This is a genomic window from Ramlibacter pallidus, from assembly GCF_015070875.1.
GTDB lineage: Bacteria > Pseudomonadota > Gammaproteobacteria > Burkholderiales > Burkholderiaceae_C > Ramlibacter > Ramlibacter pallidus.
Genome location: NZ_JADDIV010000003.1, coordinates 403,661 through 426,959 on the forward strand (window position 1 = coordinate 403,661; position 23,299 = coordinate 426,959).

Sequence of the window (23,299 nt, forward strand, 5' to 3'; positions counted from 1 at the left end):
TCAGGATTCTTCCTGCAGCAGCGACAGGCCGATCGCGCCGCGGCGGCGCAGCCAGGGGCTGGGGCGGTAGCGCGGGTCGCCGTAGACGGTCTGCATGTTGAACAGCACTTCCAGGATGTTGGTCGGGCCCCAGCGGTCGCCCATCGCCAGGGGGCCGAGCGGATAGCCGAGGCCCAGCGTGACGGCGGTCTCGAGGTCCTTCGGCGTGCAGATGCGCTGCTGGCAGATGTCCGAGGCGATGTTGACGATCGTGGCGACGACGCGCTGCGTGACGAAGCCGGCCGAATCGCGGATCACGCTGACCGGCTTGCCGTCGCGCGCGAACAGCGCATGGGCCGCATCGCGCATGTCGGCACGCGTGGCGGGGTTGGTGGCCAGCACGCGGCGTTTCGTGGCGGCATCCTCGACGAGCATGTCGATGCCGACGGTGCGCGCGGGGTCCAGGCGCTCCACGACCGCCACCGTCGTGACGTCGAACCCGAGCGGTGCCACCAGCGTGAGGGCCTGCGCCGATGCGGACTGGCCGGTTTCGACCCGGGCGCCCAGGTCCTTGAGCAGCTGGAACAGCTCAGGCCGGCGCGCGGCGCGCGTGGACACCCACACCGGCGGCAGTTCGTCGACCTTCGGGGCCGGGGGTTCGGCCGGTACCTGCTGCTTGCCCTCGGGATAGCGGTAGAAGCCTTCCCCGGTCTTGCGCCCGAGCACGTTGCCCGCCAGCCGCTGCGCGGTCATCACATTGGGTCGGTAGCGCGGTTCGTCGTAGTACTGGCGGTACACCGATTCCATCACCGGGTGCGAGACGTCCAGGCCGGTCAGGTCCATCAGTTCGAACGGGCCGAGCTTGAAGCCGACCTGGTCGCGCAGGATGCGGTCGATCGTGGCGAAATCGGCGACGCCCTCGCTGGCGATCCGCAGGGCTTCCGTGTTGTAGCCGCGGCCCGCGTGGTTGACGATGAAGCCCGGCGTGTCCTGCGCCTGCACCGGCGTGTGGCCCATCTGCCGGGCGTACGCCGTGAGTCCTTCGCAGACGTCCGGATCGGTCTTGAGGCCGGCGATGACCTCCACCACCTTCATCAGCGGGACGGGGTTGAAGAAGTGGTAACCGGCGACGCGGCCGGGGTGTTTCAGGCCGGCGGCGATGGCCGTGACCGACAGCGACGAGGTGTTGGTGGCCAGCACGGCGTCGGTCGTCAGGATCGCTTCAAGTTCGGCGAACAGCGCCCGCTTGACCTCCAGCCGCTCGATCACGGCCTCCACCACGAGGTCGCAGCCGGCGAGGTCCTGCAGGCTGCCGGCGGGCCGCAGCCGCTCCTTGGCCGCCTGCACGGCTGCCGCCTCCATGCGGCCTTTCTCCAGCAGGCGGTCCCATTGGGTGCCGAGTTCCTGCAGGGCGCTCTGCACGGCCGCGGGTTGGGTGTCATACAGCAGCACGGTGCTGCCGGCCTGGGCGGCGATCTGCGCGATGCCGCGTCCCATGGCGCCGGCACCAGCCACGCCAATCGTCTTGTAACGGGTCTCCATCGGCGGATTATCGTTGCCGGCAGGCGTCGCTTCCGCGCACGGCGCCCTTGCCACCCAGCAGGCCTTGCCTAAGAATGGCACCCCAATGTTGCACCCAGTTACTTTCCGCACCCTGGCTGTCGCGTGCGGAGCATCGCTGGCGTGCCAGGCCCCGGCCCTGACCCTCGGCTCCGCCGCCGGCGGCGTGCTGCTGGGCCGGCCGCTCGAACTCAGCGTCCCCGTCACCCTCGATCCCGGCGAGGACTCGCCCTGTGCGAGCGCCGAGCTCCTGCACGGCGAGAGCCGCGTGCGGGCGCCGTCGGTGCAATGGGTCCCTCGTGGCGGCGGCGAAGGCGTGCTGCGCATCGCCTCGCCGCTCCCCGTGTACGAACCGGCCGTCACGCTGAACCTGCGCGTGGGCTGCCGGCAGGCCACCCAGCGCAGCTACGTCCTGCTGGCCGAAGTGCCGGCGCGGAACGAAGCCAGTGCCCCGCTCGTGCCTGCGCCCGTGCCGCAGGCGCCCGTCGCCAGTCCCGCGCCGACGGTGCCGGCACCCGCAGCCGCGCGGCTGCGGACCGAACCTGCCCTGCCGGCGTCACCGCCGGCAGCAAGAGCGCCCGTGCCGGCCGCTCCCGCCGCCCCGCGTGCCGCGGCGCGTGCGCCGGCACCCGCGCAGTCCCGCCTGGAGCTGACCACGCCGGAGGGCCTGCCGGAAGGCAACCCGGTCCTGCGCATGACCGCCAGCCTCCTCACCGCCGTGACGGGCGACGCGGGCCGGCGTGAAGCCGCCGCCGCACTGTGGCAAGCGCTGCAGAAGACCCCGGACCAGGCGCTGCAGGAGGCACTGCGGCTGGAGAACGCCGAACGCGAACTGAAGTCGCTGCGTGCCTCCAGCCAGCAGAACGCAGCCGCGGTGGCCCAGATGCGTGCGCAGGTCGAACAGGCGCGCGACCAGCGCAGCAGCGTCACCTGGCTGGTGATGGGCCTGTCGGCGGCGCTTGCCGCGATGCTGGCCGGTCTGGCCTGGCGCTGGCACCGCGCCAGGCGCATGGCGCGCGTGGGCCGCTGGTTCGCGGACCAGCCCGGATCGCCGGCGGACACGCACGCGGGGGAGCCAGGGAGCACGGGCGGCATGGCCGCGGCGGCCGCGCCCGCCGCGACGGCACGTCCCGCCAAGGCAGCGAAGGCCGGTCTGGTCGCGCTGCCCGCACCCGCCGCGACGGCAGCACCGGCTGCACCGGCCGCCTCCACTGCGCCGAAGAAGACGGGCAGGGCCCGATCCGGCCCACCCTCTACCTGGGGTCCGGGCGACGAGTACCAGACCAGCCGCGGCGGCAGCGTCCGGATGGTGGGCGTGGAGGAACTCCTCGACGTGCACGACAAGGCCGACTTCTTCCTGTCGATCGGCGAGCCCGAGCAGGCGATGGCGGTGCTCGAGGCCCACGTCCACGACCAGGTGGACACCAGTGCGCTGCCCTGGCTGGACCTCTTCGAGCTGTACCACCGCCTCGGCAAGCGGACGGAGTTCGAGCGGCTGCGCCGCGAGTTCGGCGAGCACTTCACGGTGCAGGTGCCGGAGTTCGAGCAGTTCGACCAGCCGAGCGCGCCGCTCGAGAACTATGGCCGCGCCTTGAGCCGCATCGAGGCCCTGTGGGGCACCCCGCGCGTCCTGGACGTGATCGAGGAAGCCATCTTCCGCAAGCCCGGTCTGCCTGGCGCGGAGCCGTTCAGCCTGGAGGCCTACCGCGAGCTCGTGCTGCTGTACCACGTGGCGCGTGAACTGATGCCCGAGGGAACGCGGGCGGCCCCGGGCACCGGCACGTCGGACACTTCGCTCCAGCCCTTGAACGCCCTCGACATGCCGGTCCGCGCTGCGGAGGACCCGGAGGCGCTGCTGATCCCGCCGTCCACGCCGCGGCTGGGCGTCGACATCGACCTCGGCGATGCAGGACCGGCCGAACTGCCCCCGCTGGAGTTCGACATCAGCGAGCGCAGCCCACTGGACGCGCCGCCGGGCCGGCGCCGCTGAGCGTTCGCTTCAGCGACCCTGGCGCGCGTACCGGGCCGCCAGGGCGCTCGCGGCCATCGCGGCCAGCAACGCGGCCAGCCCGGCCCAGTGCAGCGAATCCATGCCGCCGCGCACGATCAGCCATCCGCCCGCGGCCGCGCCGATGGCCTGCCCGGCGTAGATCGCGGACGAGTTCAGTGCGACCGTCGCCGAGGCCAGCGCCGGCGCGATGCCGACCAGCCGCGCCTGCTGCGCCGAGTTGGAGGAGAAGCACCCCAGCGCCCAGGGCACGTTGACGATCGCCGCCAGCCACAGCGAGGTGCCCAGCGGGAAGAGCGCCAGCGTCACGGCGATGAGGCCCAGGCCCACCATCACCGCCGCGGGCGCGCCGACCCGGTCGATGTAGCGCGCCATCAGCATGTTGCCGGCCAGGCCGAAGGCGCCGAACCACATGAACAGCAGGCCCAGCTCGCCGGGCGTCGTCCCGAGCTTCTGCTTGAAGTAGGGCGCGAAGTAGGAGAACAGCACGAACTGGCCGGCACCGCACAGCACGGTGACCAGCACGCCGGTCATCAGCGCCTTGGAGCGGAAGGTTTCCTTCCACGCGGCCAGCGAGAGGGCAGGGGGCTTCACGCCGTCCGGCACGGTGCGCCAGACCCAGACCGCACTGACAACGCTGAGCGCGGCCACGACCCAGAAGGCGCTGCGCCATCCGAAGGTGCCGCCGACGAAGGCGCTGATCGGCATGCCCAGCACCGAGGCGAGCGACCAGCCGAGGAAGATGAAGGTGATCGCCCGGCCACGCTGCTCCGGGGGCACCAGCATGCCGACCGAAGCCGCGGCTTGCGGGGTGAAGATCGCCGGCGGCACGAGCGCGAGCACGCGCAGCGCGAGCAGCCAGGCGAAATCCGGCGCGAAGGCGCAGGCCGCGTGCAGGACGGCGTACCAGGCCATCGACAGCGCGAGCAGACGGCGGCGGTCCCAGCCGGCGACGAAGGCCGCCATCAGCGGCGCACCGACGCACATCAGCAGGGCGCCCACCGAGATCAGCTGGCCAGCCGTGGCGACCGACACTTCCAGGCTGCTGCTGATCTCGTTGAGCGTCCCGGCCACGGACATCACGCCCGTGCCGATCACGAAGTTGCCGAACAGGAGCGTCCAGAGCACCGGCGGCATCGACGTGCCGGGGACGCCGCGCCCGGCGCTCAGTGCCGTCATGCGGCGTTCAGCGACGCACCTGCAGTGCGCCGGGGTTGACGATGTTGGTCGGCGTGCCGCGGATGAAGTTCACGACGTTGTCGAATGCCGCGCCGAAATACAGCTCGTAGCTTTCCTGCTCCACGTAGCCGATGTGCGGCGTGCAGATGCAGTTCTCCAGCCGCAGCAGCGCATGGCCCTGCAGGATCGGCTCGCTTTCGAACACGTCGATCGCCGCCATCCCGGGACGGCCGCGGTTCAGTGCGGCGATCAGCGCCTCCGGCTCGATCAGCTCGGCGCGCGAGGTGTTCACCAGCAGCGAAGTCGGCTTCATGCGGTTCAGGTCCTCGAGCTTCACGATGCCGAAGGTTTCCTCGTTCAGGCGCAGGTGCAGGCTGAGGACGTCGCTTTCGGTGAAGAGCGCTTCGCGGCTGGGTGCCGCGACCAGCCCGTCCGCTTCCGCCTTGCTGCGGGCTTCGGGGCTGCCCCAGACCACCACGCGCATGCCGAAGGCCTTGCCGTAGCCGGCGACCAGCTGCCCGATCTTGCCGTAGCCCCAGATGCCCAGCGTCTTGCCGCGCAGCACCATGCCGACCCCGAAGTTGGGGGGCATGGACGCGGACTTCATGCCCGACTGCTGCCAGGCGCCGTGCTTGAGGCTGCTGATGTACTGCGGCAGCCGGCGCATGGCCGTCATGATCAAGGCCCAGGTGAGTTCCGCCGGAGCGATCGGCGACCCCACGCCCTCCGCCACGGCGATGCCGCGTTCGGTGCAGGCCTCGATGTCGATGTGCGCCCCGACGCGCCCGGTCTGGGAGATCAGCTTGAGCTTCGGCAGCTTCTCCACCAGCTGGCGGCTGATGGCGGTGCGCTCGCGGATCAGGACGATCACGTCGGCGTCGCGCAGCCGCACGGAGAGTTGCCCGATCCCCTTGACGGTGTTGGTGAAGACCTTGGCCGGATAGGCTTCCAGCTTGGACGCGCACTGCAGCTTGCGGACCGCGTCCTGGTAATCGTCGAGGATCACGATGTTCATTTCCTCGATTGTGCCTCGGGCGCCGACCCGCCGCCGGCAAGGCTGTCCGGCCGGCGCTAGCATGCGGCCTTTCCACCGAAGAGAAAGAGGGATTCCATGGCGATGTCGATGTACGCGGCGAGCGTGCCGGTCTTCCAGCACATGCTGCGCAACCTGCAGCACTTCCTGGACAAGGGGGAGGCGAACGCGCAGGCCCGCAAGTTCGAAAGCGCCGTGCTGACCACCGCCCGGCTCGCCCCCGACATGCTGCCTTTCACGCGCCAGGTCCTGATCGCCTGCGACGCGGCGAAGCTGTGCGTGGCGCGCGTCTCCGGCGTGGAAGCGCCGAAGTTCGAGGACAACGAGCAGACCTTCGCCGAGCTGAAGGCGCGCATCCAGAAGACGCTGGACTACCTGGGCAGCGTGCCGGCAAGTGCGCTGGACGGCACGGAAGACAAGGAGATCACCTTCCCGGTCGGCCGCGACAAGACGCGCACCATGACCTCGCAGGCCTATCTCACCACCTGGGCGCTGCCCAACTTCTTCTTCCACGTGACGACGGCCTATGCGATCCTGCGCCACAACGGCGTGGACCTGGGCAAGTCCGATTACCTGGCCGGCGCGCAGCGCTGAGCCCTTGTCAGCGGCCGCGGGCCTCCTGCGCGGCCAGGCGTTCGAGTTCCGCGCAAACGTCCGCCATGCGGCCGGAGATCACCATGCGGCCGGCGCCTGCCCGCGGCGTGCTCGGTTCGAACACCCGCACCACGCGCAGCGGCTTGGCCGGCATGCGTGCTGCGGTTTGCGGCACGGGCCGTGGCGGCGTCGCGCGGACGGCGACGCAAGGCACGGGCGCGGGGCGCGGGGCGAACCAGGCGGCGAACTCCTGCAGTGCGGCGAACAGGTTGGCGAGGGGAAGGAATGCGGTTGCCATGTGACAGCTCCTGGATTGGTTTGGCACACAGGCAGGATTCATTCGGGAATGCGGCGGCCGCAGGGTGATGGCGATGCCTCGCCATACGCCTGCCACCTGCGTCGCCGCGGGGGGTTACATGAGCATCGTGTTGCGGATCAGCCCGACCGCGATACCCTCGACTTCGAAGGGCTCGCCGGGCTCCACCACGATCGTGGGGTAGTCCGGGTTTTCCGCGTGCAGCTCGATGAGGTGCTTGTTGCGGCGGAAGCGCTTGACGGTGACGTCTTCACCGAGGCGCGCCACGATGATCTGGCCGTTCTTGGCGTCGCGGGTGGCCTGCACCGCGAGCAGGTCGCCATCCATGATGCCGGCGTCGCGCATCGACATGCCGCGCACCTTGAGCAGGTAGTCGGGCCGGCGCTGGAACAGCCCGCTTTCGACGTAGTAGGTCTGGTCGACGTGTTCCTGCGCGAGGATCGGCGAGCCCGCCGCGACACGGCCCACCAGCGGCAGCGCCAGCTGCGCCAAGCCCTGCAGCGGCAGCTGGAACTGCTTGATGCGCGACTCGTGGATGGAACGCAGCGCATCGCCCTTGAGCCGGATGCCGCGCGAGGTGCCGCTCACGAGTTCGATGACGCCCTTGCGCGCGAGGGCCTGCAGGTGTTCTTCGGCCGCGTTGGCGGACTTGAACCCGAGTTCGGCCGCGATCTCGGCGCGCGTGGGCGGCGCGCCCGTGCGCGCGATGGCGCTCTGGATCAGGTCCAGAATCTGTTGCTGGCGGGCGGTCAGCTTGGGCGTTTCCATCATGGCGGGCTCCTCGGAGTGCGCTGCAGGGAAGGTTTACTGTGTTGATATCCAGTATCTGTATTTTTGAACAGTTTGGGCGGGAATGCAAGTGAGCGGGCAAAGAATCGTGGTACTGGGCACCGGCGGGACGATCGCCGGGCGGGCGACTTCGCCGGCGGACGCGGTCGGCTATCGGGCGGCGGAGCTCGGGATCGCGGAACTGCTCCAGGGTGTCGGGGCCGCCGAAGGCCTGCAACTGGTGGCGGAGCAGGTCGCCCAGATCGACAGCAAGGACATGGACTTCGCGGTCTGGCGCGATCTCGCCGCGCGCTGCGCGCACTGGCTTGCGCAGGCGGACGTGGCGGGCATCGTGGTCACCCACGGCACCGACACGATGGAGGAAACGGCCTTCTTCCTGCAATCGGTGCTCGCACCGGCGAAGCCCGTCGTCCTGACGGGCGCCATGCGCCCGGCAACGGCCGCGGCACCGGACGGCCCGGGCAACCTCGCCGATGCCGTGCTCGTCGCGTCCACGCGCGGGGCCCAGGGCGTGAGCGTGGTGTTCGCCGGCGCCGTGCACGGGCCGGTGGACGTGCGCAAGGAACACGGCACGCGGCTCGATGCCTTCAGCTCGGGCGACGCCGGCGTGCTCGCCTACGTCGAAGCTGGAAGGCTGCGCCAGTTGCGCGCCTGGTTGCAGGGCGCGCCTGCGCGCGCGGTGGCCACCCTGCCGGAGCCGGCCCGCTGGCCGCGAGTGGAGATCGTCACGAGCCACGCCGGCGCCGGCGGCGCGATCGTGCGCGCGCTGGTCGCCGATGGCGTGCAGGGCCTGGTGGTCGCCGCCACGGGCAACGGCACGCTGCACCACGCGCTGGAGGAGGCGCTGCTGCAGGCACAGGACCGCGGCGTCGCCGTGCGGCGCAGTTCGCGTTGCGCGCAAGGCCGCGTGCTGGCGCATGCCGCGGACCGGCTCCCGGCGGCGGGCGGGCTCTCGCCGTTGCAGGCGCGCATTGCCCTCATGCTGGAGCTGATGGCCTGATGTTCGCCGGCCTGCAGACCCATCCGTGGGCCTACCCGGCCCTGGAGATCGTCCACATCTCCGGCATCGCGCTGCTGCTGGGCAACCTCGTGCTGCTGGAGCTGCGCGTCTTCGGGCGGGGTGCGGCGCTGCCCGTGCTGCCGCTGGCACGGCTGGCGCTCGGCACGGCGGTGGCCGGCTTTTCGCTCGCGGCCGCATCCGGCCTGGCGATGTTCGCGTCGCAGGCCGGCGAACTGCTCGCCAACCGCGCATTCACCCTGAAGATGCTGCTGCTTTTCACGGCCGGTTGCAATGCGGCCTGGTTCCACGCCCGCGGCTCGCTGACGCGCTGCGACACTGTCGCGAAGCTGCTGATGGTCACGTCGACCCTGCTCTGGCTCGCCGTGCTCGCCTGCGGCCGCTGGATCGCCTACCAATGAACAGGAGTACCCGATGATGAAACGCCGACCTTTCCTGATCGCCGCCGCGGCGCTGCCGCTGGCCGCGCGTGCCCACCACGGCTGGAGCAGCTTCGACCAGGACCGCCCGCTGTTCCTGCAAGGGCGCGTCGCCTCGGTGAAGTGGCAGAACCCGCACGCCGAACTGGTGCTGGAACTGCCGACGGACTACCGCCTGCCTGCCGACCTGGCCACGCGGCCGATCCCCGCGCAATCCGCTTCCGTCGACGGCAAGGCGCTGCTGGCCAAGGCCGCGGCGCCGACGCGCAAGGACCGGCGCTGGGAGATCGAACTGGCGCCGCTCACGCGGCTGGAAGCGTGGAAGGTCGAGCCGATCAAGGCGGGGGCCACGGTCGGCGTGCTCGGCTTCACCTTCAAGGAAGAGAAGGGCGAGCCGATCCTGCGCGCGGAGTACCTGTTCGTGGACGGCAAGGCCTACGGGCTGCGGTCCAGCCCGGCCTGAGTCAGCTCGCCAGCGCCTTCAGCGCCCGCGCGGTGATCTCCTCGACGGTCCCCATGCCGTCGATCTTGCGCACGCGGGGCGCCTGGGCCGGGTCGGCCTTGGCCCAGCTGGCGTAGTACTCCACCAGCGGGCGCGTCTGGTCGGCATAGACCTGCAGGCGCTTTTGCACCGTCTCCTCGCGGTCGTCGTCGCGCTGGATCAGCGGCTCGCCGGTCTCGTCGTCGCGGCCTTCGACCTTGGGCGGATTGAACTTCACGTGGTACGTGCGGCCCGAGGCGGGGTGCGAGCGGCGGCCGCTCATGCGCTCGACGATGGCCTCGAAGGGCACGTCGATCTCCAGCACGCAGTCGATCTTGACGCCCGCGTTCTTCATCGCCTCCGCCTGCGGGATGGTGCGCGGGAACCCGTCGAAGAGGAAGCCCTTGGCGCAATCGGGTTGGGCAAGGCGTTCCTTCACGAGGCCGATGATGATGTCGTCGCTGACCAGCGCCCCCGAGTCCATCACCTTCTTCGCGGCCAGCCCCAGCGGGGTGCCGGCCTTGACCGCGGCCCTCAACATGTCGCCGGTGGAGATCTGCGGGATGCCGTACTTCTGGCAGAGAAATGCGGCCTGCGTGCCTTTGCCGGCGCCAGGCGCGCCCAACAGGATCAGTCTCATGGAGTCCTCGGATGGTTCAGAATCGCTCGGCACTGCGGGCCGCGGCCGCAGGGCCCGCCTTCGCGCCTGTTGGCCGGGAGGATAGCACGCACCCCTCGCGGGGAACTTACGCGAACAGGCGCCGCACGCGCTCCAGGTCCTCGGGCGTATCGACCCCCGCGCCGGGTGCGGTGGAAGTGACGTGCACGGCGATGCGGTGGCCGTGCCAGAGCGCGCGCAACTGCTCGAGCGCCTCGCACGATTCGACGGGCGCCTGGGGCAAGCGCGGGAAGGCGCGCAGGAATCCGGCGCGGTAGCCGTAGATGCCGACGTGGCGCAACGGCGCCGGATCGGGCAGCGCCTGCACGCCGGCCGCGAAGCCGTCGCGCCACCAGGGGATCGGCGCGCGGCTGAAGTACAGCGCCAGTCCGTCGGCCTGCAGCACGACCTTCACCACGTTCGGGTTGGTGAACTCGCCCACGCTGGCGATGGGATGCGCCGCGGTGCTCATGCTGGCCTCGCGCCGCTGCTGCAGCAGCCCGGCGACGGCATCGATCAGCGCGGGGTCGATCAGCGGCTCGTCGCCCTGCACGTTGACCACGACGTCGTCGCGGTCCAGGCCGAGCTGCTCGCAGGCTTCGGCCAGCCGGTCGCTGCCGGAAGGATGGTCGGGCCGCGTCAGCACCGCGCGCACGCCGTGTTCGCTGCAGGCATCGGCGATGCGTTTGCTGTCCGCAGCGACGATCACCTGGCCGGCGGACGACTGCTCCGCGCGTTGCGCAACGCGCACGACCATGGGCAGGCCGGCGATGTCGGCCAGCGGCTTGTCGGGCAGGCGGGTCGACGCCAGCCGCGCCGGGATCAGGACGGTGAAGCTCACGCGCGGATCAGACGAGCGGGGTGCGCGGGGGCAGGCGCTCGAGCTCCTCGTCGCTGAGCGTGCGGGACTCTTCCTCGAGCAGCACCGGGATGCCGTCGCGGATCGGGTAGGCCAGGCGGGCGCTGCGCGAGAGCAGTTCCTGGCGTTCGCGGTCGTAGTCCAGCGGGCCCTTGGTCACCGGGCAGACGAGCAGCTCAAGGAGGCGGGGATCCATGCGGCGATGATAGCCGCGCGTCCAGCAGGCGGTCGAACGGCCGCCAGAACGAATCGGGGATCGCCAGCTGCAGCGGCACCGCCCAGGCGTCGGGCCGCAGGCGCCACAGCTTCACGGCGTCCTTCTCCGTGCAGAGGAGCACGGCGTCGCGCGGAAGCCGGTCCGCGTCGGCGAAACCATGGTGGTCCGGCAGCGCGTGCGTCACCGCGGGCTCCAGGCCCGCTTCGCGCAGCATCGTGAAGAAGGTGTCCGGCCGGGCGATGCCCGCGAGCGCGTGGAAGGGCGTGCCGCGGAACTCCACCAGCAGCCGCTTGGTGCCGTCCGCGCGCTGCGCGAAGGCGGCCAGGGTGCGTTGCATCGCATGGCCGGGCACACCGCGGAAACCGCCGTGGGTCAGCACGAAGTCGACGGGCCGCGGCCAGGGTTCGCGCAGCGGCCCGGCCGGCAGGAGGAAGCCGTTGCCCACGCCACGCGCGTCGAAGACGCACACCTCGATGTCCCGCGCCAGGGCGTGGTGCTGCAGGCCGTCGTCGCTGACGATCACGTGCGTGCGTGGATACGCCTGCAGCAGCGCTTCGGCGGCTTCGGCGCGCCGCGCGGCGACGAACACCGGCACGCCGGACCGGCGCCGCAGCAGGAGCGGCTCGTCCCCCGTGCGGGCGGGGTCGTCGTCGGGCCGCACCTCGTGGCAGCCGCCGTCACTGCGGCCGTAGCCGCGCGACACCACGCCCACGGACAGTCCGCGGCCGCGCAGGTGTTCCACCGTTTCCAGCACGACGGGTGTCTTGCCGGCGCCGCCGGCGACGACGTTGCCGATCACGACCACGGGCACCCGCGCGCGATAGCGCTTCTTCAGGCCGCTGGCATAGAGGGCATGGTGAAGGGCGACGAGGCCCCCGTACGCGAGCGACACCGGGAGCAGCGCCCAGGCCGCCGCGCGGCGCCGCATCCAGGTGCGCTGCAGCACCTCGCGCACGCCTACTTCGCCCCGGCTTGCGCGGACGATTGCGTGGCGAACGTGATCTGCGTGAGCCCGACCCGGCGGGCCGCTTCCATCACCGTGATCACCGACTGGTGCGTGGCCGCCGCGTCGGCGCTGATGATCACCACGGATTCCTTGCCGGCCTTGGCCGCCTCGAGCAGGGACGCCGAGATGGCATCGGGCGTGCGGCCGGCCACCGGCTGCTTGTTGATCATGTAGCGCCCGTCGGCGGACACGGCCACGACGACTTCCTTGGGATAGTCGCGCTGCGCCTCGGTGTCGGCCACGGGCAGCTTCAGCTGCATCTCGGTGAACTTGCTGTACGTGGTGGTCAGCATCAGGAAGATCAGCACCACCAGCAGCACGTCGATGAACGGGATCAGGTTGATCTCCGGTTCTTCCTTGGCGCGGGGACGGAAGTTCATGCCCTGCGCAGCTGGACGAGGTGGCGGGCGAAGCGTTCCGAGGCGAGCTCCAGCGTGAGCAGGTACTCGTCGACGCGGCCGCGGAAGTAGCGCCAGAAGATCAGCGCCGGGATCGCGACGATCAGGCCGAAGGCCGTGTTGTACAGGGCGACCGAGATGCCGTGCGCCAGCTGCGCCGGGTTGCCGCCCGGGGCCCCGCCGGCGGTGGGGGCCTGCGAGCCGAAGATCTCGATCATGCCGATGACGGTGCCCAGCAGCCCCAGCAGCGGCGCCGCGGAAGCGATGGTGGCCAGTGCGTTCAGGTAGCGCTCCAGCCGGTGGGCGACCGCGCGGCCGCTGCTTTCCATGCTGGCGCGCAGGTCGGCCTCGCTGCAGCGGGGATCGGAGTTCAGCGCGCGGAAACCGCTGGCCAGGACTTCGCCCAGCGCCGAGTTCTGCTCGAGCTGGCGGACCACATCCGGCGACGGCACCGAGGTCCGGGAGACCGCCAGCGCTTCGTCGAGCAGCTTGGGCGGGGCGATCTTGCCCGTCTTGAGGCTCAGGAAGCGCTCGATGATGAGGGCCATGGCCAGGATGGAGCAGGCAACCAGCGGCCAGATCGGCCAGCCTGCGGCTTGTATGATCGAAAGCAAAGGGGGTCTCCGCCGGGGTCTCAGAACTGCTTCGGAGGCGCGTTTTCCGCGCCTTGCGTGCGGCGGATTATCGCGGTGTTTCATGGTGTAGGACGTGATGCCGTGGCCGTAGGACGACACTCACAAAAGTTGTGGATAACTTTGTTGAGAAATCCCCCTCCCACCCCCGCCAGCCCGCGCCGATGCTTCACCGTGACAGATCGATGACCAAATGAGCAGGAAATTCTCTTTTGGAATCAAGCACTTGCTCGGAAAAATCAGCGTTTGCGCGGAAGCGATGGGGCCCCAGCCAGCGCATCGCGCGCTGTGGATGAATTTCCATCGGGTTTACCCTTGATCGAAGGCAGTTTGTTGACGGACGGCGATCCCTTCCCCGCGCCGGCCCGGCGGGTGTGGGCCGTGGGCGCGCTTTGCCGCGCGGTGGCCGATGCGCTGGAGGCGCGCTTCAACCCGGTGGCGGTGCGGGGCGAGATCTCCGGCTTCTCCCGTGCGGCCAGCGGCCACTGCTACTTCCAGCTCAAGGACGCGCAGGGGCAGGTGCGCTGCGCGATGTTCCGCCGCTCGGCCGGCATGCTCACCTTCTCGCCGCGCGACGGCGAGCTGGTGGAGGTGACGGGTCGCCTCGGCGTCTACGAGCAACGCGGTGACCTGCAGCTGGTCGTGGAGAGCATGCGGCGGGCCGGGCAGGGCGCGCTGTTCGAGCAGTTCCTGCGCCTGAAGGCCCTGCTGGAAGCGGAAGGCCTGTTCGATGCCGCCCGCAAGCGCGAGCTGCCGTTGCTGCCGCGCGGCATCGGCATCGCCACGTCGCTGGGCGCCGCGGCCCTGCACGACGTCGTGACCTGCCTGCGGCGGCGCGCGCCGCACGTGCCGGTGGTCCTCGCCCCTGCGGCCGTGCAGGGATCGCAGGCGCCGGCCGAACTCGTGGGCGCGCTGGAGTCGCTCTACGGCGTGGCCGCGCAGGGCACGATCGACGTGATCCTGCTGGTGCGCGGCGGCGGCTCGATCGAGGACCTCTGGGCGTTCAACGACGAACAGCTGGCACGCACGATCGTGCGCAGCCCGGTCCCTCTCGTGAGCGGCGTCGGCCACGAGACCGACTTCACCATCGCGGACTTCTGCGCCGACCTGCGGGCGCCGACCCCGACCGCCGCCGCGGAACTGGCCGCGCAGCCGCTGGAAACCTGGGTGTCCGCGCTCGGGCTGCTGCACGAGCGCCTGCAGGACGCGACTTGGCGCCGGCTCGACCGCGCCAGCCAGCGCCTCGACCAGGCCGCGGCGCACCTCGGGCGGCCGTCGACGCGCACGGCCCAGCAGCACCTGCGCATCGAGCGGCAGGCGCAGCGCCTGCGGTTCGCACTGGGTGCGCGCGGCCAGCGCGCGCACGACCAGCTCGCGCGCGCGGAGGAGCGCCTGCGTGCCGGCCTGGCCGAGCGCATGGCCCGGTCGGAGCGCCGCGTGGAACGCCTCGAGATGCGCCTGCAGCTGCTCGACCCGCGCCTGGTGCTGCAGCGCGGCTATGCGCTGCTGACCGATGCGGCTTCCGGCCACGCGATCACCAGTGTCGCGCAGGCGCAGCCCGGGCAGGCGGTGCGGGCCGCCCTTGCCGATGGCGAGGTTGATCTGCGCGTGCAGCCCGGCCCCGGCGCTCCCGCCTAGAATCGGCCCGTTCGATACCACAGCCCACAAGGAAAGAAGAGCCATGGAACACGTCCTGCCCCCCCTGCCGTATCCCATCGACGCGCTGGCGCCCCACTACTCGCAGGAAACCCTCGAGTACCACCACGGCAAGCACCACAACGCGTACGTGGTGAACCTGAACAACCTGCAGAAGGGCACCGAGTTCGAGAACATGCCGCTGGAGGACATCATCAAGAAGTCCTCGGGCGCGATCTACAACAACTCCGCGCAGGTGTGGAACCACACCTTCTTCTGGAATTGCATGAAGCCCAATGGCGGCGGCGAGCCCACCGGCGCGCTGGCGCAGGCGATCAACGCCAAGTGGGGCAGCTACCAGGCCTTCCGCGAGGCCTTCGTGAAGTCCGCCGTCGGCAACTTCGGATCGGGCTGGACCTGGCTGGTGAAGAAGCCGGACGGCACCGTCGACATCGTCAACACGGGCGCGGCCGGCACGCCGCTCACCACCGCCGACAAGGCGGTGCTGACCGTCGACGTGTGGGAGCACGCGTACTACATCGACTACCGCAACCTGCGGCCCAAGTTCGTCGAGACCTTCCTGGACAAGCTGGTCAACTGGGACTTCGCCGCGAAGAACTTCGGTTGAGCGTCCTCCCCGCGGAGGCGGGGAGCCGGAGTCGAAAGAAAGGGCCGCGTTGCGGCCCTTTTCTCATGGATGCCCTGGGTCCCCGCCTGCGCGGGAATGACGAAGGCTCACTTGAACGGCTGTCCGGCCAGCTTGTCGCCCGCCTTGATGCCCTTCCGGGCGAACCACCCCTTGTTCATCTCCAGCACGTAGCGCACCGGCTTCACGGAGCAGTGCGAGTCGAGCGTCTGGGGGGCCATTTCGTCGATGTTGACGATCGTGCCGTCGTCCGCCACGAACGCGATGGACAGCGGCAGCAGGGTGTTCTTCATCCAGAAGCACTGCTGCGAAGGCATCTCGAAGACGAACAGCATGCCTTCGTGCTGCGGCATCTCCTTGCGGTGCATCAGCCCCGTCATGCGCTGGTCCGGCGTGGCCGCCACCTGGGCGTCGATCTGGTGCATGCCGGCGGCGAGCTTCACGCGCGGCAGGTTCATCTGCGGTTCCTGGGCGGAAGCGGCGGCAGCCGCGAAGGCCAAGGAGAGGGCGAAGGCAAAAGGCTTGAGCATGGGAAGCATTGTCGCAAGGCGGACGTGAAAATGCCCGCGCGCGGCGGGCATCGTCAGCGAAACGAAGCCGGGATCAGGACTTCTTTTCGGCCTTGGCGTCGGCCTTGGCATCCTTCTTGGCGGTCTTCTTGGTGGACTTGGCGGCCTTCTTCTCCGTCTTGGCGGCGGCCTTGTCGTCCTTCTTGGCTTCGGCCTTGGCGGCCGGAGCAGCCGGGGTCGCGGGAGTGGCCGGCGTCGCGGGCGTGGCCTGCGCGAACACGGCGGCGGAGAACAGGCCGGCGATCAGGGCGGCGAGGAGCTTGCGCATGGGAGGTCCTTTCGGTGGTTCCGGGTGGTTGGGCCGCCGGGGGACCCCGGTGGGCCTTCACGTAACGAGGCGTTCGCCGGCGGCGTTGACCCCGCCTTCGTCCTTCAGGGTATTCACCGAGGAACCCGCACCAAAGAAAAAGCCCGCCGGAGCGGGCTTTCGCGAGAACTTCCGAAGTCGATCAGGACTTCTTCTCTTCCTTCTTGGCTTCTTCCTTCTTGGCGGCGGCCTTCTTGGTCGACTTCTTCTCGGTCTTGGCGGCGGCCTTCTCTTCCTTCTTCTCCGTCTTCGCAGCGGCCTTCTCTTCCTTCTTCTCGGTCTTGGCGGCGGCCTTGTCTTCCTTCTTGGCTTCGGCCTTGGCGGCCGGCGCAGCCGGGGTCGCGGGCGTGGCCGGGGTCGCGGGGGTCGCCTGGGCGAACACGGCGGCGGAGAACAGGCCGGCGATCAGGGCGGCAAGCAGCTTGGACATGGTTTTTTCCTTCAGGGTCTGTTTTGGAAATCGCCTGACGGGTGTCAGACCTCCCGCCAACGCGGCAGTCCGCCTGCCGGTTGACACGGCCGTGTGCGGCAAGGCCGTGGCGGAGGCGGCAAAGTTTCACCGCTAGAATTTCCCTCATGGCCTACCAGCACATCAAGGTCCCTTCCCAGGGCCAGAAGATCACCGTCAACGCCGACATGTCCCTGAACGTGCCGGACCAGCCGATCATCCCGTACATCGAGGGCGACGGCACCGGCGTCGACATCACGCCGGTGATGCTGAAGGTGGTGGACGCGGCGGTCGCGAAGTCCTACGGGGGCCAGAAGAAGATCCACTGGATGGAGATGTTCGCCGGCGAGAAGGCCACCCGCGTGTACGGCCCCGACGTCTGGCTGCCCGACGAGACCCTGGAAGCGTCGCGCGAGTACGTGGTCTCCATCAAGGGCCCGCTGACCACGCCGGTGGGCGGCGGCATCCGCTCGCTGAACGTCGCCCTGCGGCAGGAACTCGATCTTTACGTGTGCCTGCGCCCGATCCAGTACTTCAAGGGCGTGCCTTCGCCGCTGAAGGAACCCGAGAAGACCAACATGGTCATCTTCCGCGAGAACTCGGAGGACATCTACGCCGGCATCGAGTACGAGGCGGGCACCGAGAAGGCGAAGAAGGTCATCGACTTCCTGACGAAGGAAATGGGCGTCAAGAAGATCCGGTTCCCGGCCACCTCCGCGATCGGCATCAAGCCGGTGTCCATCGAGGGCACCGAGCGCCTGGTGCGCAAGGCCTTCCAGTACGCGATCGACAACGACAGGCCCTCGGTGACGCTGGTGCACAAGGGCAACATCATGAAGTTCACCGAAGGCGGCTTCCGCGACTGGGGCTACGCCCTGGCCAAGAAGGAATTCGGCGCGGTGGAGATCGACGGCGGCCCCTGGATGAAGTTCAGGAATCCGCGCACCGGCAAGGACATCACCGTCAAGGACGCGATCGCCGACGCCTTCCTGCAGCAGATCCTGCTGCGCCCGGCGGAGTACAGCGTGGTCGCCACGCTGAACCTGAACGGCGACTACATCTCGGACGCGCTGGCCGCGCAGGTCGGCGGCATCGGCATCGCGCCCGGCGCCAACATGAGCGACTCCGTCGCGATGTTCGAGGCCACCCACGGCACGGCGCCCAAGTACGCGGGCAAGGACTACGTGAACCCCGGCTCCGAGATCCTCTCGGCCGAGATGATGCTGCGCCACATGGGCTGGACCGAAGCAGCCGATCTGATCATCAGCTCCCTCGAGAAGGCGATCCTGTCGAAGAAGGTCACCTACGACTTCGCCCGCCTCATGGACGGCGCGACGCAGGTCAGCTGCTCGGGCTTCGGCCAGGTGATGATCGACCACATGTGAGCGCCGCCGCCCTCGCGCCAAGCCGCCCCGGGGCGGCTTTTTTCTTGCCCGGAAAGCCCATCCCGTTCCACAGCCTAAAATAGCGGCTCGCATCGTGGCGCCTGCGCCCCCCACAACCTTCCAGAGAGACACCCCTTGGCTGCCGACCGTTCCAAGATCATCTACACGCTGACCGACGAAGCGCCGTACCTGGCGACGCACTCCTTCCTGCCGATCGTGCGGACCTTCGCCGCGGCCGCAGGCATCGAGGTGGTGGAGAGCGACATCTCCGTGGCCAACCGCATCCTCGGCGAATTCCCCGAGTTCCTCTCCGAGCAGCAGAAAGTGGCCAACACGCTGGCGGAGCTGGGCAGGAAGACGCTGCAGCCGGATGCCAACATCATCAAGCTGCCGAACATCAGCGCCTCGCAGAACCAGCTGGTGGGCGCGATCCGCGAGCTGCGCGCACGGGGCTACATGGTTCCCGAGTATCCGGAGAGCCCGAAGACGGACGAGGAGAAAGCCATCCGCCAGCGCTACGGCAAGGTGCTGGGCTCCGCGGTCAATCCGGTGCTGCGCGAAGGCAACTCCGACCGCCGCGCGCCGCGCGCCGTCAAGGAGTACGCACGCAAGAACCCGCACAGCATGGCGGAGTGGAGCCAGGCCTCGCGCACGCACGTCTCGCACATGGTCGGCGGCGACTTCTACGCCAGCGAGAAGTCGATGACGCTCGACAAGGCGCGCGACGTCAAGATGGAGCTGGTGACGAAGTCGGGCAAGACCATCATCCTCAAGCCGAAGGTTTCGCTGCTGGAAGGCGAGATCATCGACTCGATGTTCATGGGCAAGAAGGCGCTGATCGCCTTCTACGAGAAGCAGATCGAGGACGCCAAGAACACCGGCGTGATGTTCTCGCTGCACGTGAAGGCCACCATGATGAAGGTCTCGCACCCCATCGTGTTCGGCCACTGCGTGCGCGCTTTCTACAAGGAAGCCTTCGAGAAGCACGGCAAGCTGTTCGACGAGCTGGGCGTGAACGTCAACAACGGCATGGCCAACCTGTACGACAAGATCTCCGCGCTGCCGCAGTCGCAGCAGGACGAGATCAAGCGCGACCTGCATGCCTGCCTGGAGAACCGTCCGGCGCTGGCGATGGTGGATTCGGCCAAGGGCATCACCAACTTCCATTCGCCCAACGACGTGATCGTCGACGCCTCCATGCCGGCCATGATCCGCGCCGGCGGCAAGATGTACGGCGCCGACGGCCGCCTGAAGGAAGTCAAGGCGGTGATCCCGGAGTCGACCTTCGCCCGCATCTACCAGGAGATCATCAACTTCTGCAAGTGGCACGGCAACTTCGACCCGAAGACCATGGGCACGGTGCCCAACGTGGGCCTGATGGCGCAGCAGGCCGAGGAATACGGCTCGCACGACAAGACCTTCGAGGTGCCGGAAGACGGCGTCGCCAACATCACCGACCTGGCCACCGGCGAGGTGCTGCTGACGCAGAACGTGGAGCAGGGCGACATCTGGCGCATGTGCCAGGTCAAGGACGCCGCGATCCGCGACTGGGTGAAGCTGGCCGTCACGCGCGCCCGCAACTCCGGCATGGAAGCGGTGTTCTGGCTGGACAACTACCGTCCGCACGAGTCGGAACTGCGCAAGAAGGTCGCGAAGTACCTGGCGGAGCACGACACGAACGGGCTCACCATCAAGGTGATGAGCCAGGTGCGCGCCATGCGCTACACGCTGGAGCGCGTGATGCGCGGCAAGGACACCATCAGCGTCACCGGCAACATCCTGCGCGACTACCTGACCGACCTGTTCCCCATCATGGAGCTGGGCACCAGCGCCAAGATGCTGTCCATCGTGCCGCTGATGGCGGGCGGCGGCATGTACGAGACCGGCGCGGGCGGCTCGGCGCCGAAGCACGTGCAGCAGCTGGTGGAGGAGAACCACCTGCGCTGGGATTCGCTCGGCGAGTTCCTGGCCCTGGCGGTGAGCCTCGAGGACGAAGGCCTCAAGACCGGCAACGCCAAGGCGAAGGTCGTTGCCGACGCGCTCGACGCCGCCACCGGCAAGCTGCTGGAGAACAACAAGGGCCCGTCGCCCAAGACCGGCCAGCTGGACAACCGCGGCAGCCAGTTCTACCTGACGCTGTACTGGGCGCAGGCGCTGGCCGCCCAGGGCGAGGACAAGGAGCTGGCCGCGCGCTTCGCGCCGCTGGCCACAGCGCTCGCGGACAACGAGCAGAAGATCGTCGACGAGCTCAATGCGGTGCAGGGCAAGCCGGTCGACATCGGCGGCTACTACTTCCCGGACCGCGCCAAGGTCACCGCGGTGATGCGCCCCAGCGAGACCTTCAACAAGGCGCTGGCGGCCGCGCAGGCCTGAGGCGCCCCTCCCGCCGCGCCGGCTCCGGCGCGGCGCGGCCCTACCGGCCGCCCTCCTGCAGCGGCGGCGGCACTTCCTCCGGCGCGTTCGCCCGGCCGCGGAACAGGGCGGCGCGCGCCAGCAGCACCGTGGTGACGGGCGCCGTGATCGACAGCAGGACGATGATCAGCCAGGCGTGCAGCGACAGCACGCCCTCGTGTGCGGTGAAGTGGACCACCGTCGCCAGCGTCACCAGCCAGCTCCCCAGCGTATAGGCGAGCGAGGGCGCGTGCATGCGCAGGAAGAAGTCCGGCAGGCGCACCAGGCCGATCGCGCCGACCAGCGCCAGCAGCCCGCTGCCGACCAGCAGCGCGGCGACCAGGACGTCGCTCATTCGATGACCTCCCCGCGCAGCAGGAACTTGGCCAGGGCCGCCGATCCCACGAACCCGAACAGCGCCATCAGCAGGGCGCCTTCGAAGTACATGCGGCTGTCGTAGCGGATCGCCAGCACCATCATCGCGAGCAGCGCCACGATGAACATGAAGTCGAGGGCCAGCACGCGGTCCTGCGCGCGCGGGCCGCGGAGCACGCGCACCAGCGCCAGCACGATCGCGACGGCGTACAGCACCAGGGTGGCGGCGACCGCCCAGGACAGCAGGGGGGTCATGGTTCGAAGATCTCCTTCAGGGGGGCTTCGTAGCGCGTCTTGTAGCGCTGGATGAAGTCCTCGTCGCCGGCCTCGTCGAAGACGTGCAGGCGCAGCTGCGAGCGGTCGCGCGACAGCTCGGCCCAGACCGTCCCCGGGACGACCGTGGTGATGCAGGCGAGCGCGGCCAGCGCGAAGGGGTCGCGCAGCTCCAGCGGGACGACGAGGAAACGGGCGCGCGGTGCGCGGCGCCGCGCCAGGAGCACGCCGCCGGCGACCTGCAACGCGGAGACGATCACGTCGCCGCCCACGCGCAGCACCAGCCGCAGCAGCACGCCCGGCCGCGCGATGCGCCCGGCGGCGGGCCGCAGCGGCGCCATCAGCCAGGGCATCAGCCAGCCCACGAGCACGGCCAGGAACAGGTGCCCAGGGGACAGGGAGCGGTTCAGCAGCAGCCACATGGCGGCGAGCGCGAGCGAGAGGAAGGGCGAAGGCAGCCAGCGCTTCATGGCTTCACCTGCGACGGGTACGGCAGCGGTCGCGCCGACAGCACGGTGCGGATGTACTGCTGCGGGTCGTGCAGCGCGTCGGCCGTGTCGCGCATGTAGCGCAGCGCCGGTTCGGCCGCCACGACCAGCGCCACGCACGTGCCGAGCAGCAGGGCCACCGGCGCGGTCTCCGCCACCCGCAGGCGCGTGGCCGACTGGTCCTCGGGACTCCAGAACAGCCGCATGCCGATGCGCGACAGCGCGATGGCGGCGAGCAGCCCGGAGAGGATCTGCAGCGCGAACAGCGCGCCCCGGCCGCCGTACGGACCGGCGCCGGACGGCAGTTCGAGCAGTGCGTCAAGCATCGCCACCTTGGCGACGAAGCCGGAAAGCGGCGGCAGGCCCGCCAGCACCAGGGTCGCGAGCATGAAGGCCAGGCCCAGGAAGGCCACGGCCGCGGGGATCGCCCGGCCGATCAGCACCGTCTGGTCGTCGTCGAGGTTGGCGTCCGCGTGGCGGTCCGTCTCCGCGAACGCCGGCAGCCGCACGTCGGTCACGACCGCCGACGGCAGGTCGACTTCCAGGGCCCGCGCGCGGTCCATGAGTTCGACCAGCAGGAACATGGCGCCGGCCGCGAGCGTCGCGCTGGCCAGGTAGAAAAGCGCACCCGCGGTCAGCGCGGGATCGTCGAAGCCCGTCGCCGCCACCAGCGTCCCGGACGACGCGATGATGCTGTAGCCGGCCAGGCGGGCGAGACGCTGCGAGGCCATCATGCCCACGGCACCGAACGCGAGCGTGGCCAGGCCGGCCCAGACGAGCACGTGGCCGCCGAACAGCGCCGAAGCGCCCGCGCTGGCGGGGAAGCAGAGCGTCCAGAGGCGGAGCACCGCGTACGCGCCCACCTTGGTCAGGATCGCGAACAGGGCGGAAACCGGCGTGCTTGCCGCGGCGTAGGCGGGAACGAGCCAGAAGTTCAGGGGCCACACCGCGGCCTTGGTGAGGAAGGCGACGCCCAGCAGCGCCGCGGCCGCGTGCAGCAAGCCGCGGTCGGACGCCGGCACGGCGGACAGCTTGGCTGCCACGTCCGCCATGTTCAGCGTGCCGGTGACGCCGTAGAGCAGGGCCACGCCGACCAGGAACAGCAGCGAGGCGAAGAGGTTGACGGCGATGTAGTGCAGCCCCGCCCGCACCCGCGGCCCGCCGCCGCCGTGGAGCAGCAGCCCGTAGGACGCGGCGAGCAGCACTTCGAAGAACACGAACAGGTTGAACAGGTCGGCCGTGAGGAAGGCGCCGTTCAGGCCCATCAGCTGCATCTGCAGCAGCGGGTGGAAGTGCACCCCGGCCCGGTGCCAGCGCGCCAGCGAGAACAGGAGCGTCGCCAGCCCCGCGGTGGCCGACAGCACCAGCATCAGGGCGGAGAGGCGGTCGACGACCAGCACGATGCCGAAGGGGACGCTCCAGTTGCCGGGGAGGTAGACGCCGAAGGCGCCGGGAGTGGCGGCCCGGTCCACCCAGAGCAGCAGCGCGATGGCCGTGGCGAGCATCAGCACGCACGACAGCAGGCTCAGCGCCGCCTTGGCGCGCCGGCGCCGTTCGCCCAGGCCCGCCAGGAGCGCGGCGAAGGCGAGCGGCAGCAGCACCGGCAGCACGATGAGATGTGCCATCGAGAGCTGCA

General features: G+C 69.7%; 27 protein-coding genes. 9 read left to right on the forward strand and 18 right to left on the reverse strand.

From position 1 onward, the window contains the following. Positions 1 to 1,521, reverse strand: a complete 1,521-nt coding sequence (locus IM787_RS11115; RefSeq protein ID WP_193676730.1) for a 3-hydroxyacyl-CoA dehydrogenase — start codon at positions 1,519 to 1,521, stop codon at positions 1 to 3. Positions 1,522 to 1,606: 85 nt separating this feature from the next. Between IM787_RS11115 and IM787_RS11120 the strand changes: the two genes are divergently transcribed. Next, positions 1,607 to 3,529, forward strand: a complete 1,923-nt coding sequence (locus tag IM787_RS11120; protein ID WP_193676731.1) for a hypothetical protein — start codon at positions 1,607 to 1,609, stop codon at positions 3,527 to 3,529. 9 nt (positions 3,530 to 3,538) lie between these two features. On the opposite strand, the gene IM787_RS11125 is transcribed toward IM787_RS11120, so the two are convergent. Together IM787_RS11125 and IM787_RS11130 are read right to left on the reverse strand one after the other, a co-directional pair. Then, positions 3,539 to 4,726, reverse strand: coding sequence for an MFS transporter (locus tag IM787_RS11125; RefSeq protein WP_227494271.1), 1,188 nt, complete (start codon positions 4,724 to 4,726; stop codon positions 3,539 to 3,541). 7 nt (positions 4,727 to 4,733) lie between these two features. Beyond that, entirely contained in the window at positions 4,734 to 5,741 is a 1,008-nt protein-coding gene (locus IM787_RS11130; RefSeq protein WP_193676732.1) for a D-2-hydroxyacid dehydrogenase family protein, read from the reverse strand. Between the two features lie 96 nt (positions 5,742 to 5,837). Here IM787_RS11130 and IM787_RS11135 point away from each other — a divergent pair, with 96 nt between their 5' ends. After that, positions 5,838 to 6,353 carry a DUF1993 domain-containing protein gene (locus IM787_RS11135; protein WP_193676733.1) on the forward strand — a complete coding sequence of 172 codons (516 nt, stop codon included), beginning with the start codon at positions 5,838 to 5,840 and terminating at the stop codon, positions 6,351 to 6,353. Between the two features lie 7 nt (positions 6,354 to 6,360). On the opposite strand, the gene IM787_RS11140 is transcribed toward IM787_RS11135, so the two are convergent. Next, positions 6,361 to 6,651 (reverse strand): hypothetical protein, encoded by a 291-nt coding sequence (locus tag IM787_RS11140; RefSeq protein WP_193676734.1) that lies wholly within the window; start codon positions 6,649 to 6,651, stop codon positions 6,361 to 6,363. Between the two features lie 114 nt (positions 6,652 to 6,765). Beyond that, on the reverse strand, positions 6,766 to 7,440 hold the full coding sequence (gene lexA, locus IM787_RS11145) for a transcriptional repressor LexA (RefSeq protein ID WP_193676735.1): 675 nt from the start codon (positions 7,438 to 7,440) through the stop codon (positions 6,766 to 6,768). Between the two features lie 82 nt (positions 7,441 to 7,522). Between lexA and IM787_RS11150 the strand changes: the two genes are divergently transcribed. The 3 genes from IM787_RS11150 to IM787_RS11160 are packed head-to-tail and all read left to right on the forward strand — an operon-like array spanning position 7,523 to position 9,358. Next, positions 7,523 to 8,458: an asparaginase gene (locus IM787_RS11150; protein ID WP_193676736.1), complete on the forward strand. Its 936-nt coding sequence runs from the start codon at positions 7,523 to 7,525 to the stop codon at positions 8,456 to 8,458. Further along, positions 8,458 to 8,877 (forward strand): hypothetical protein, encoded by a 420-nt coding sequence (locus IM787_RS11155; RefSeq protein WP_193676737.1) that lies wholly within the window; start codon positions 8,458 to 8,460, stop codon positions 8,875 to 8,877. Before IM787_RS11150 ends, IM787_RS11155 begins: the two co-directional genes overlap by 1 nt. Positions 8,878 to 8,893: 16 nt before the next feature. Next, positions 8,894 to 9,358, forward strand: a complete 465-nt coding sequence (locus IM787_RS11160; protein WP_193676738.1) for a DUF6152 family protein — start codon at positions 8,894 to 8,896, stop codon at positions 9,356 to 9,358. Between the two features lies 1 nt (position 9,359). Here IM787_RS11160 and adk read toward each other — a convergent pair whose 3' ends face one another. The 6 genes from adk to IM787_RS11190 all read right to left on the reverse strand — a co-directional run bounded on the left by adk (position 9,360) and on the right by IM787_RS11190 (position 13,128). Then, on the reverse strand, positions 9,360 to 10,016 hold the full coding sequence (adk, locus tag IM787_RS11165) for an adenylate kinase (RefSeq protein WP_193676739.1): 657 nt from the start codon (positions 10,014 to 10,016) through the stop codon (positions 9,360 to 9,362). Between the two features lie 106 nt (positions 10,017 to 10,122). Next, positions 10,123 to 10,875, reverse strand: a complete 753-nt coding sequence (kdsB, locus tag IM787_RS11170; RefSeq protein ID WP_193676740.1) for a 3-deoxy-manno-octulosonate cytidylyltransferase — start codon at positions 10,873 to 10,875, stop codon at positions 10,123 to 10,125. A gap of 7 nt (positions 10,876 to 10,882) precedes the next feature. Next, on the reverse strand, positions 10,883 to 11,089 hold the full coding sequence (locus IM787_RS11175; protein WP_193676741.1) for a Trm112 family protein: 207 nt from the start codon (positions 11,087 to 11,089) through the stop codon (positions 10,883 to 10,885). Further along, on the reverse strand, positions 11,070 to 12,038 hold the full coding sequence (gene lpxK, locus IM787_RS11180; protein ID WP_193677110.1) for a tetraacyldisaccharide 4'-kinase: 969 nt from the start codon (positions 12,036 to 12,038) through the stop codon (positions 11,070 to 11,072). The genes IM787_RS11175 and lpxK overlap by 20 nt, the downstream gene beginning before the upstream one ends. Before the next feature lie 29 nt (positions 12,039 to 12,067). Continuing rightward, positions 12,068 to 12,496 carry an ExbD/TolR family protein gene (locus tag IM787_RS11185; protein ID WP_193676742.1) on the reverse strand — a complete coding sequence of 143 codons (429 nt, stop codon included), beginning with the start codon at positions 12,494 to 12,496 and terminating at the stop codon, positions 12,068 to 12,070. Beyond that, on the reverse strand, positions 12,493 to 13,128 hold the full coding sequence (locus IM787_RS11190; RefSeq protein WP_193676743.1) for a MotA/TolQ/ExbB proton channel family protein: 636 nt from the start codon (positions 13,126 to 13,128) through the stop codon (positions 12,493 to 12,495). Before IM787_RS11190 ends, IM787_RS11185 begins: the two co-directional genes overlap by 4 nt. Positions 13,129 to 13,479: 351 nt before the next feature. On the opposite strand from IM787_RS11190, the gene xseA reads away from it, so the two are divergent. Beyond that, positions 13,480 to 14,784: an exodeoxyribonuclease VII large subunit gene (xseA, locus tag IM787_RS11195; RefSeq protein ID WP_227494272.1), complete on the forward strand. Its 1,305-nt coding sequence runs from the start codon at positions 13,480 to 13,482 to the stop codon at positions 14,782 to 14,784. Between the two features lie 43 nt (positions 14,785 to 14,827). Next, on the forward strand, positions 14,828 to 15,409 hold the full coding sequence (locus IM787_RS11200; protein WP_193676744.1) for a superoxide dismutase: 582 nt from the start codon (positions 14,828 to 14,830) through the stop codon (positions 15,407 to 15,409). 107 nt (positions 15,410 to 15,516) lie between these two features. On the opposite strand, the gene IM787_RS11205 is transcribed toward IM787_RS11200, so the two are convergent. The 3 genes from IM787_RS11205 to IM787_RS21770 all read right to left on the reverse strand — a co-directional run bounded on the left by IM787_RS11205 (position 15,517) and on the right by IM787_RS21770 (position 16,733). Continuing rightward, complete coding sequence (locus IM787_RS11205) at positions 15,517 to 15,966, reverse strand: DUF192 domain-containing protein (protein ID WP_193676745.1); 450 nt, start codon at positions 15,964 to 15,966, stop codon at positions 15,517 to 15,519. Between the two features lie 64 nt (positions 15,967 to 16,030). Next, positions 16,031 to 16,264: a hypothetical protein gene (locus tag IM787_RS11210; RefSeq protein ID WP_193676746.1), complete on the reverse strand. Its 234-nt coding sequence runs from the start codon at positions 16,262 to 16,264 to the stop codon at positions 16,031 to 16,033. 181 nt (positions 16,265 to 16,445) lie between these two features. Further along, positions 16,446 to 16,733, reverse strand: coding sequence for a hypothetical protein (locus tag IM787_RS21770; RefSeq protein WP_354004398.1), 288 nt, complete (start codon positions 16,731 to 16,733; stop codon positions 16,446 to 16,448). Positions 16,734 to 16,879: 146 nt separating this feature from the next. On the opposite strand from IM787_RS21770, the gene icd reads away from it, so the two are divergent. After that, positions 16,880 to 18,136: an NADP-dependent isocitrate dehydrogenase gene (icd, locus tag IM787_RS11220; RefSeq protein WP_193676747.1), complete on the forward strand. Its 1,257-nt coding sequence runs from the start codon at positions 16,880 to 16,882 to the stop codon at positions 18,134 to 18,136. A 135-nt stretch (positions 18,137 to 18,271) separates the two neighbouring features. Continuing rightward, a complete protein-coding gene (locus IM787_RS11225; protein ID WP_193676748.1) occupies positions 18,272 to 20,509 on the forward strand; it encodes an NADP-dependent isocitrate dehydrogenase in 2,238 nt (745 codons plus the stop codon). A 40-nt stretch (positions 20,510 to 20,549) separates the two neighbouring features. Here IM787_RS11225 and mnhG read toward each other — a convergent pair whose 3' ends face one another. From mnhG to IM787_RS11245, 4 genes are read right to left on the reverse strand one after another with little or no spacing between them, the layout of a single operon-like run. Next, complete coding sequence (gene mnhG / locus IM787_RS11230) at positions 20,550 to 20,882, reverse strand: monovalent cation/H(+) antiporter subunit G (RefSeq protein ID WP_193676749.1); 333 nt, start codon at positions 20,880 to 20,882, stop codon at positions 20,550 to 20,552. After that, a complete protein-coding gene (locus IM787_RS11235) occupies positions 20,879 to 21,157 on the reverse strand; it encodes a K+/H+ antiporter subunit F (protein WP_193676750.1) in 279 nt (92 codons plus the stop codon). Before IM787_RS11235 ends, mnhG begins: the two co-directional genes overlap by 4 nt. Then, positions 21,154 to 21,645, reverse strand: a complete 492-nt coding sequence (locus IM787_RS11240) for a Na+/H+ antiporter subunit E (RefSeq protein WP_193676751.1) — start codon at positions 21,643 to 21,645, stop codon at positions 21,154 to 21,156. Before IM787_RS11240 ends, IM787_RS11235 begins: the two co-directional genes overlap by 4 nt. Further along, positions 21,642 to 23,288: a monovalent cation/H+ antiporter subunit D gene (locus IM787_RS11245; protein WP_227494274.1), complete on the reverse strand. Its 1,647-nt coding sequence runs from the start codon at positions 23,286 to 23,288 to the stop codon at positions 21,642 to 21,644. The genes IM787_RS11240 and IM787_RS11245 overlap by 4 nt, the downstream gene beginning before the upstream one ends. Positions 23,289 to 23,299: the final 11 nt, after the last annotated feature.

Excerpts from the sequence above, each read along its gene's own strand:
- IM787_RS11115 (WP_193676730.1), bottom strand. The coding sequence starts at position 1,521 with ATGGAGACCCGTTACAAGACGATTGGCGTGGCTGGTGCCGGCGCCATG.
- IM787_RS11120 (WP_193676731.1), top strand. The coding sequence starts at position 1,607 with ATGTTGCACCCAGTTACTTTCCGCACCCTGGCTGTCGCGTGCGGAGCA.
- IM787_RS11125 (WP_227494271.1), bottom strand. The coding sequence starts at position 4,726 with ATGACGGCACTGAGCGCCGGGCGCGGCGTCCCCGGCACGTCGATGCCG.
- IM787_RS11130 (WP_193676732.1), bottom strand. The coding sequence starts at position 5,741 with ATGAACATCGTGATCCTCGACGATTACCAGGACGCGGTCCGCAAGCTG.
- IM787_RS11135 (WP_193676733.1), top strand. The coding sequence starts at position 5,838 with ATGGCGATGTCGATGTACGCGGCGAGCGTGCCGGTCTTCCAGCACATG.
- IM787_RS11140 (WP_193676734.1), bottom strand. The coding sequence starts at position 6,651 with ATGGCAACCGCATTCCTTCCCCTCGCCAACCTGTTCGCCGCACTGCAG.
- lexA (WP_193676735.1), bottom strand. The coding sequence starts at position 7,440 with ATGATGGAAACGCCCAAGCTGACCGCCCGCCAGCAACAGATTCTGGAC.
- IM787_RS11150 (WP_193676736.1), top strand. The coding sequence starts at position 7,523 with ATGCAAGTGAGCGGGCAAAGAATCGTGGTACTGGGCACCGGCGGGACG.
- IM787_RS11155 (WP_193676737.1), top strand. The coding sequence starts at position 8,458 with ATGTTCGCCGGCCTGCAGACCCATCCGTGGGCCTACCCGGCCCTGGAG.
- IM787_RS11160 (WP_193676738.1), top strand. The coding sequence starts at position 8,894 with ATGAAACGCCGACCTTTCCTGATCGCCGCCGCGGCGCTGCCGCTGGCC.
- adk (WP_193676739.1), bottom strand. The coding sequence starts at position 10,016 with ATGAGACTGATCCTGTTGGGCGCGCCTGGCGCCGGCAAAGGCACGCAG.
- IM787_RS11175 (WP_193676741.1), bottom strand. The coding sequence starts at position 11,089 with ATGGATCCCCGCCTCCTTGAGCTGCTCGTCTGCCCGGTGACCAAGGGC.
- lpxK (WP_193677110.1), bottom strand. The coding sequence starts at position 12,038 with ATGCGGCGCCGCGCGGCGGCCTGGGCGCTGCTCCCGGTGTCGCTCGCG.
- IM787_RS11185 (WP_193676742.1), bottom strand. The coding sequence starts at position 12,496 with ATGAACTTCCGTCCCCGCGCCAAGGAAGAACCGGAGATCAACCTGATC.
- IM787_RS11200 (WP_193676744.1), top strand. The coding sequence starts at position 14,828 with ATGGAACACGTCCTGCCCCCCCTGCCGTATCCCATCGACGCGCTGGCG.
- IM787_RS11205 (WP_193676745.1), bottom strand. The coding sequence starts at position 15,966 with ATGCTTCCCATGCTCAAGCCTTTTGCCTTCGCCCTCTCCTTGGCCTTC.
- IM787_RS11210 (WP_193676746.1), bottom strand. The coding sequence starts at position 16,264 with ATGCGCAAGCTCCTCGCCGCCCTGATCGCCGGCCTGTTCTCCGCCGCC.
- IM787_RS21770 (WP_354004398.1), bottom strand. The coding sequence starts at position 16,733 with ATGTCCAAGCTGCTTGCCGCCCTGATCGCCGGCCTGTTCTCCGCCGCC.
- icd (WP_193676747.1), top strand. The coding sequence starts at position 16,880 with ATGGCCTACCAGCACATCAAGGTCCCTTCCCAGGGCCAGAAGATCACC.
- mnhG (WP_193676749.1), bottom strand. The coding sequence starts at position 20,882 with ATGAGCGACGTCCTGGTCGCCGCGCTGCTGGTCGGCAGCGGGCTGCTG.
- IM787_RS11235 (WP_193676750.1), bottom strand. The coding sequence starts at position 21,157 with ATGACCCCCCTGCTGTCCTGGGCGGTCGCCGCCACCCTGGTGCTGTAC.
- IM787_RS11240 (WP_193676751.1), bottom strand. The coding sequence starts at position 21,645 with ATGAAGCGCTGGCTGCCTTCGCCCTTCCTCTCGCTCGCGCTCGCCGCC.
- IM787_RS11245 (WP_227494274.1), bottom strand. The coding sequence starts at position 23,288 with ATGGCACATCTCATCGTGCTGCCGGTGCTGCTGCCGCTCGCCTTCGCC.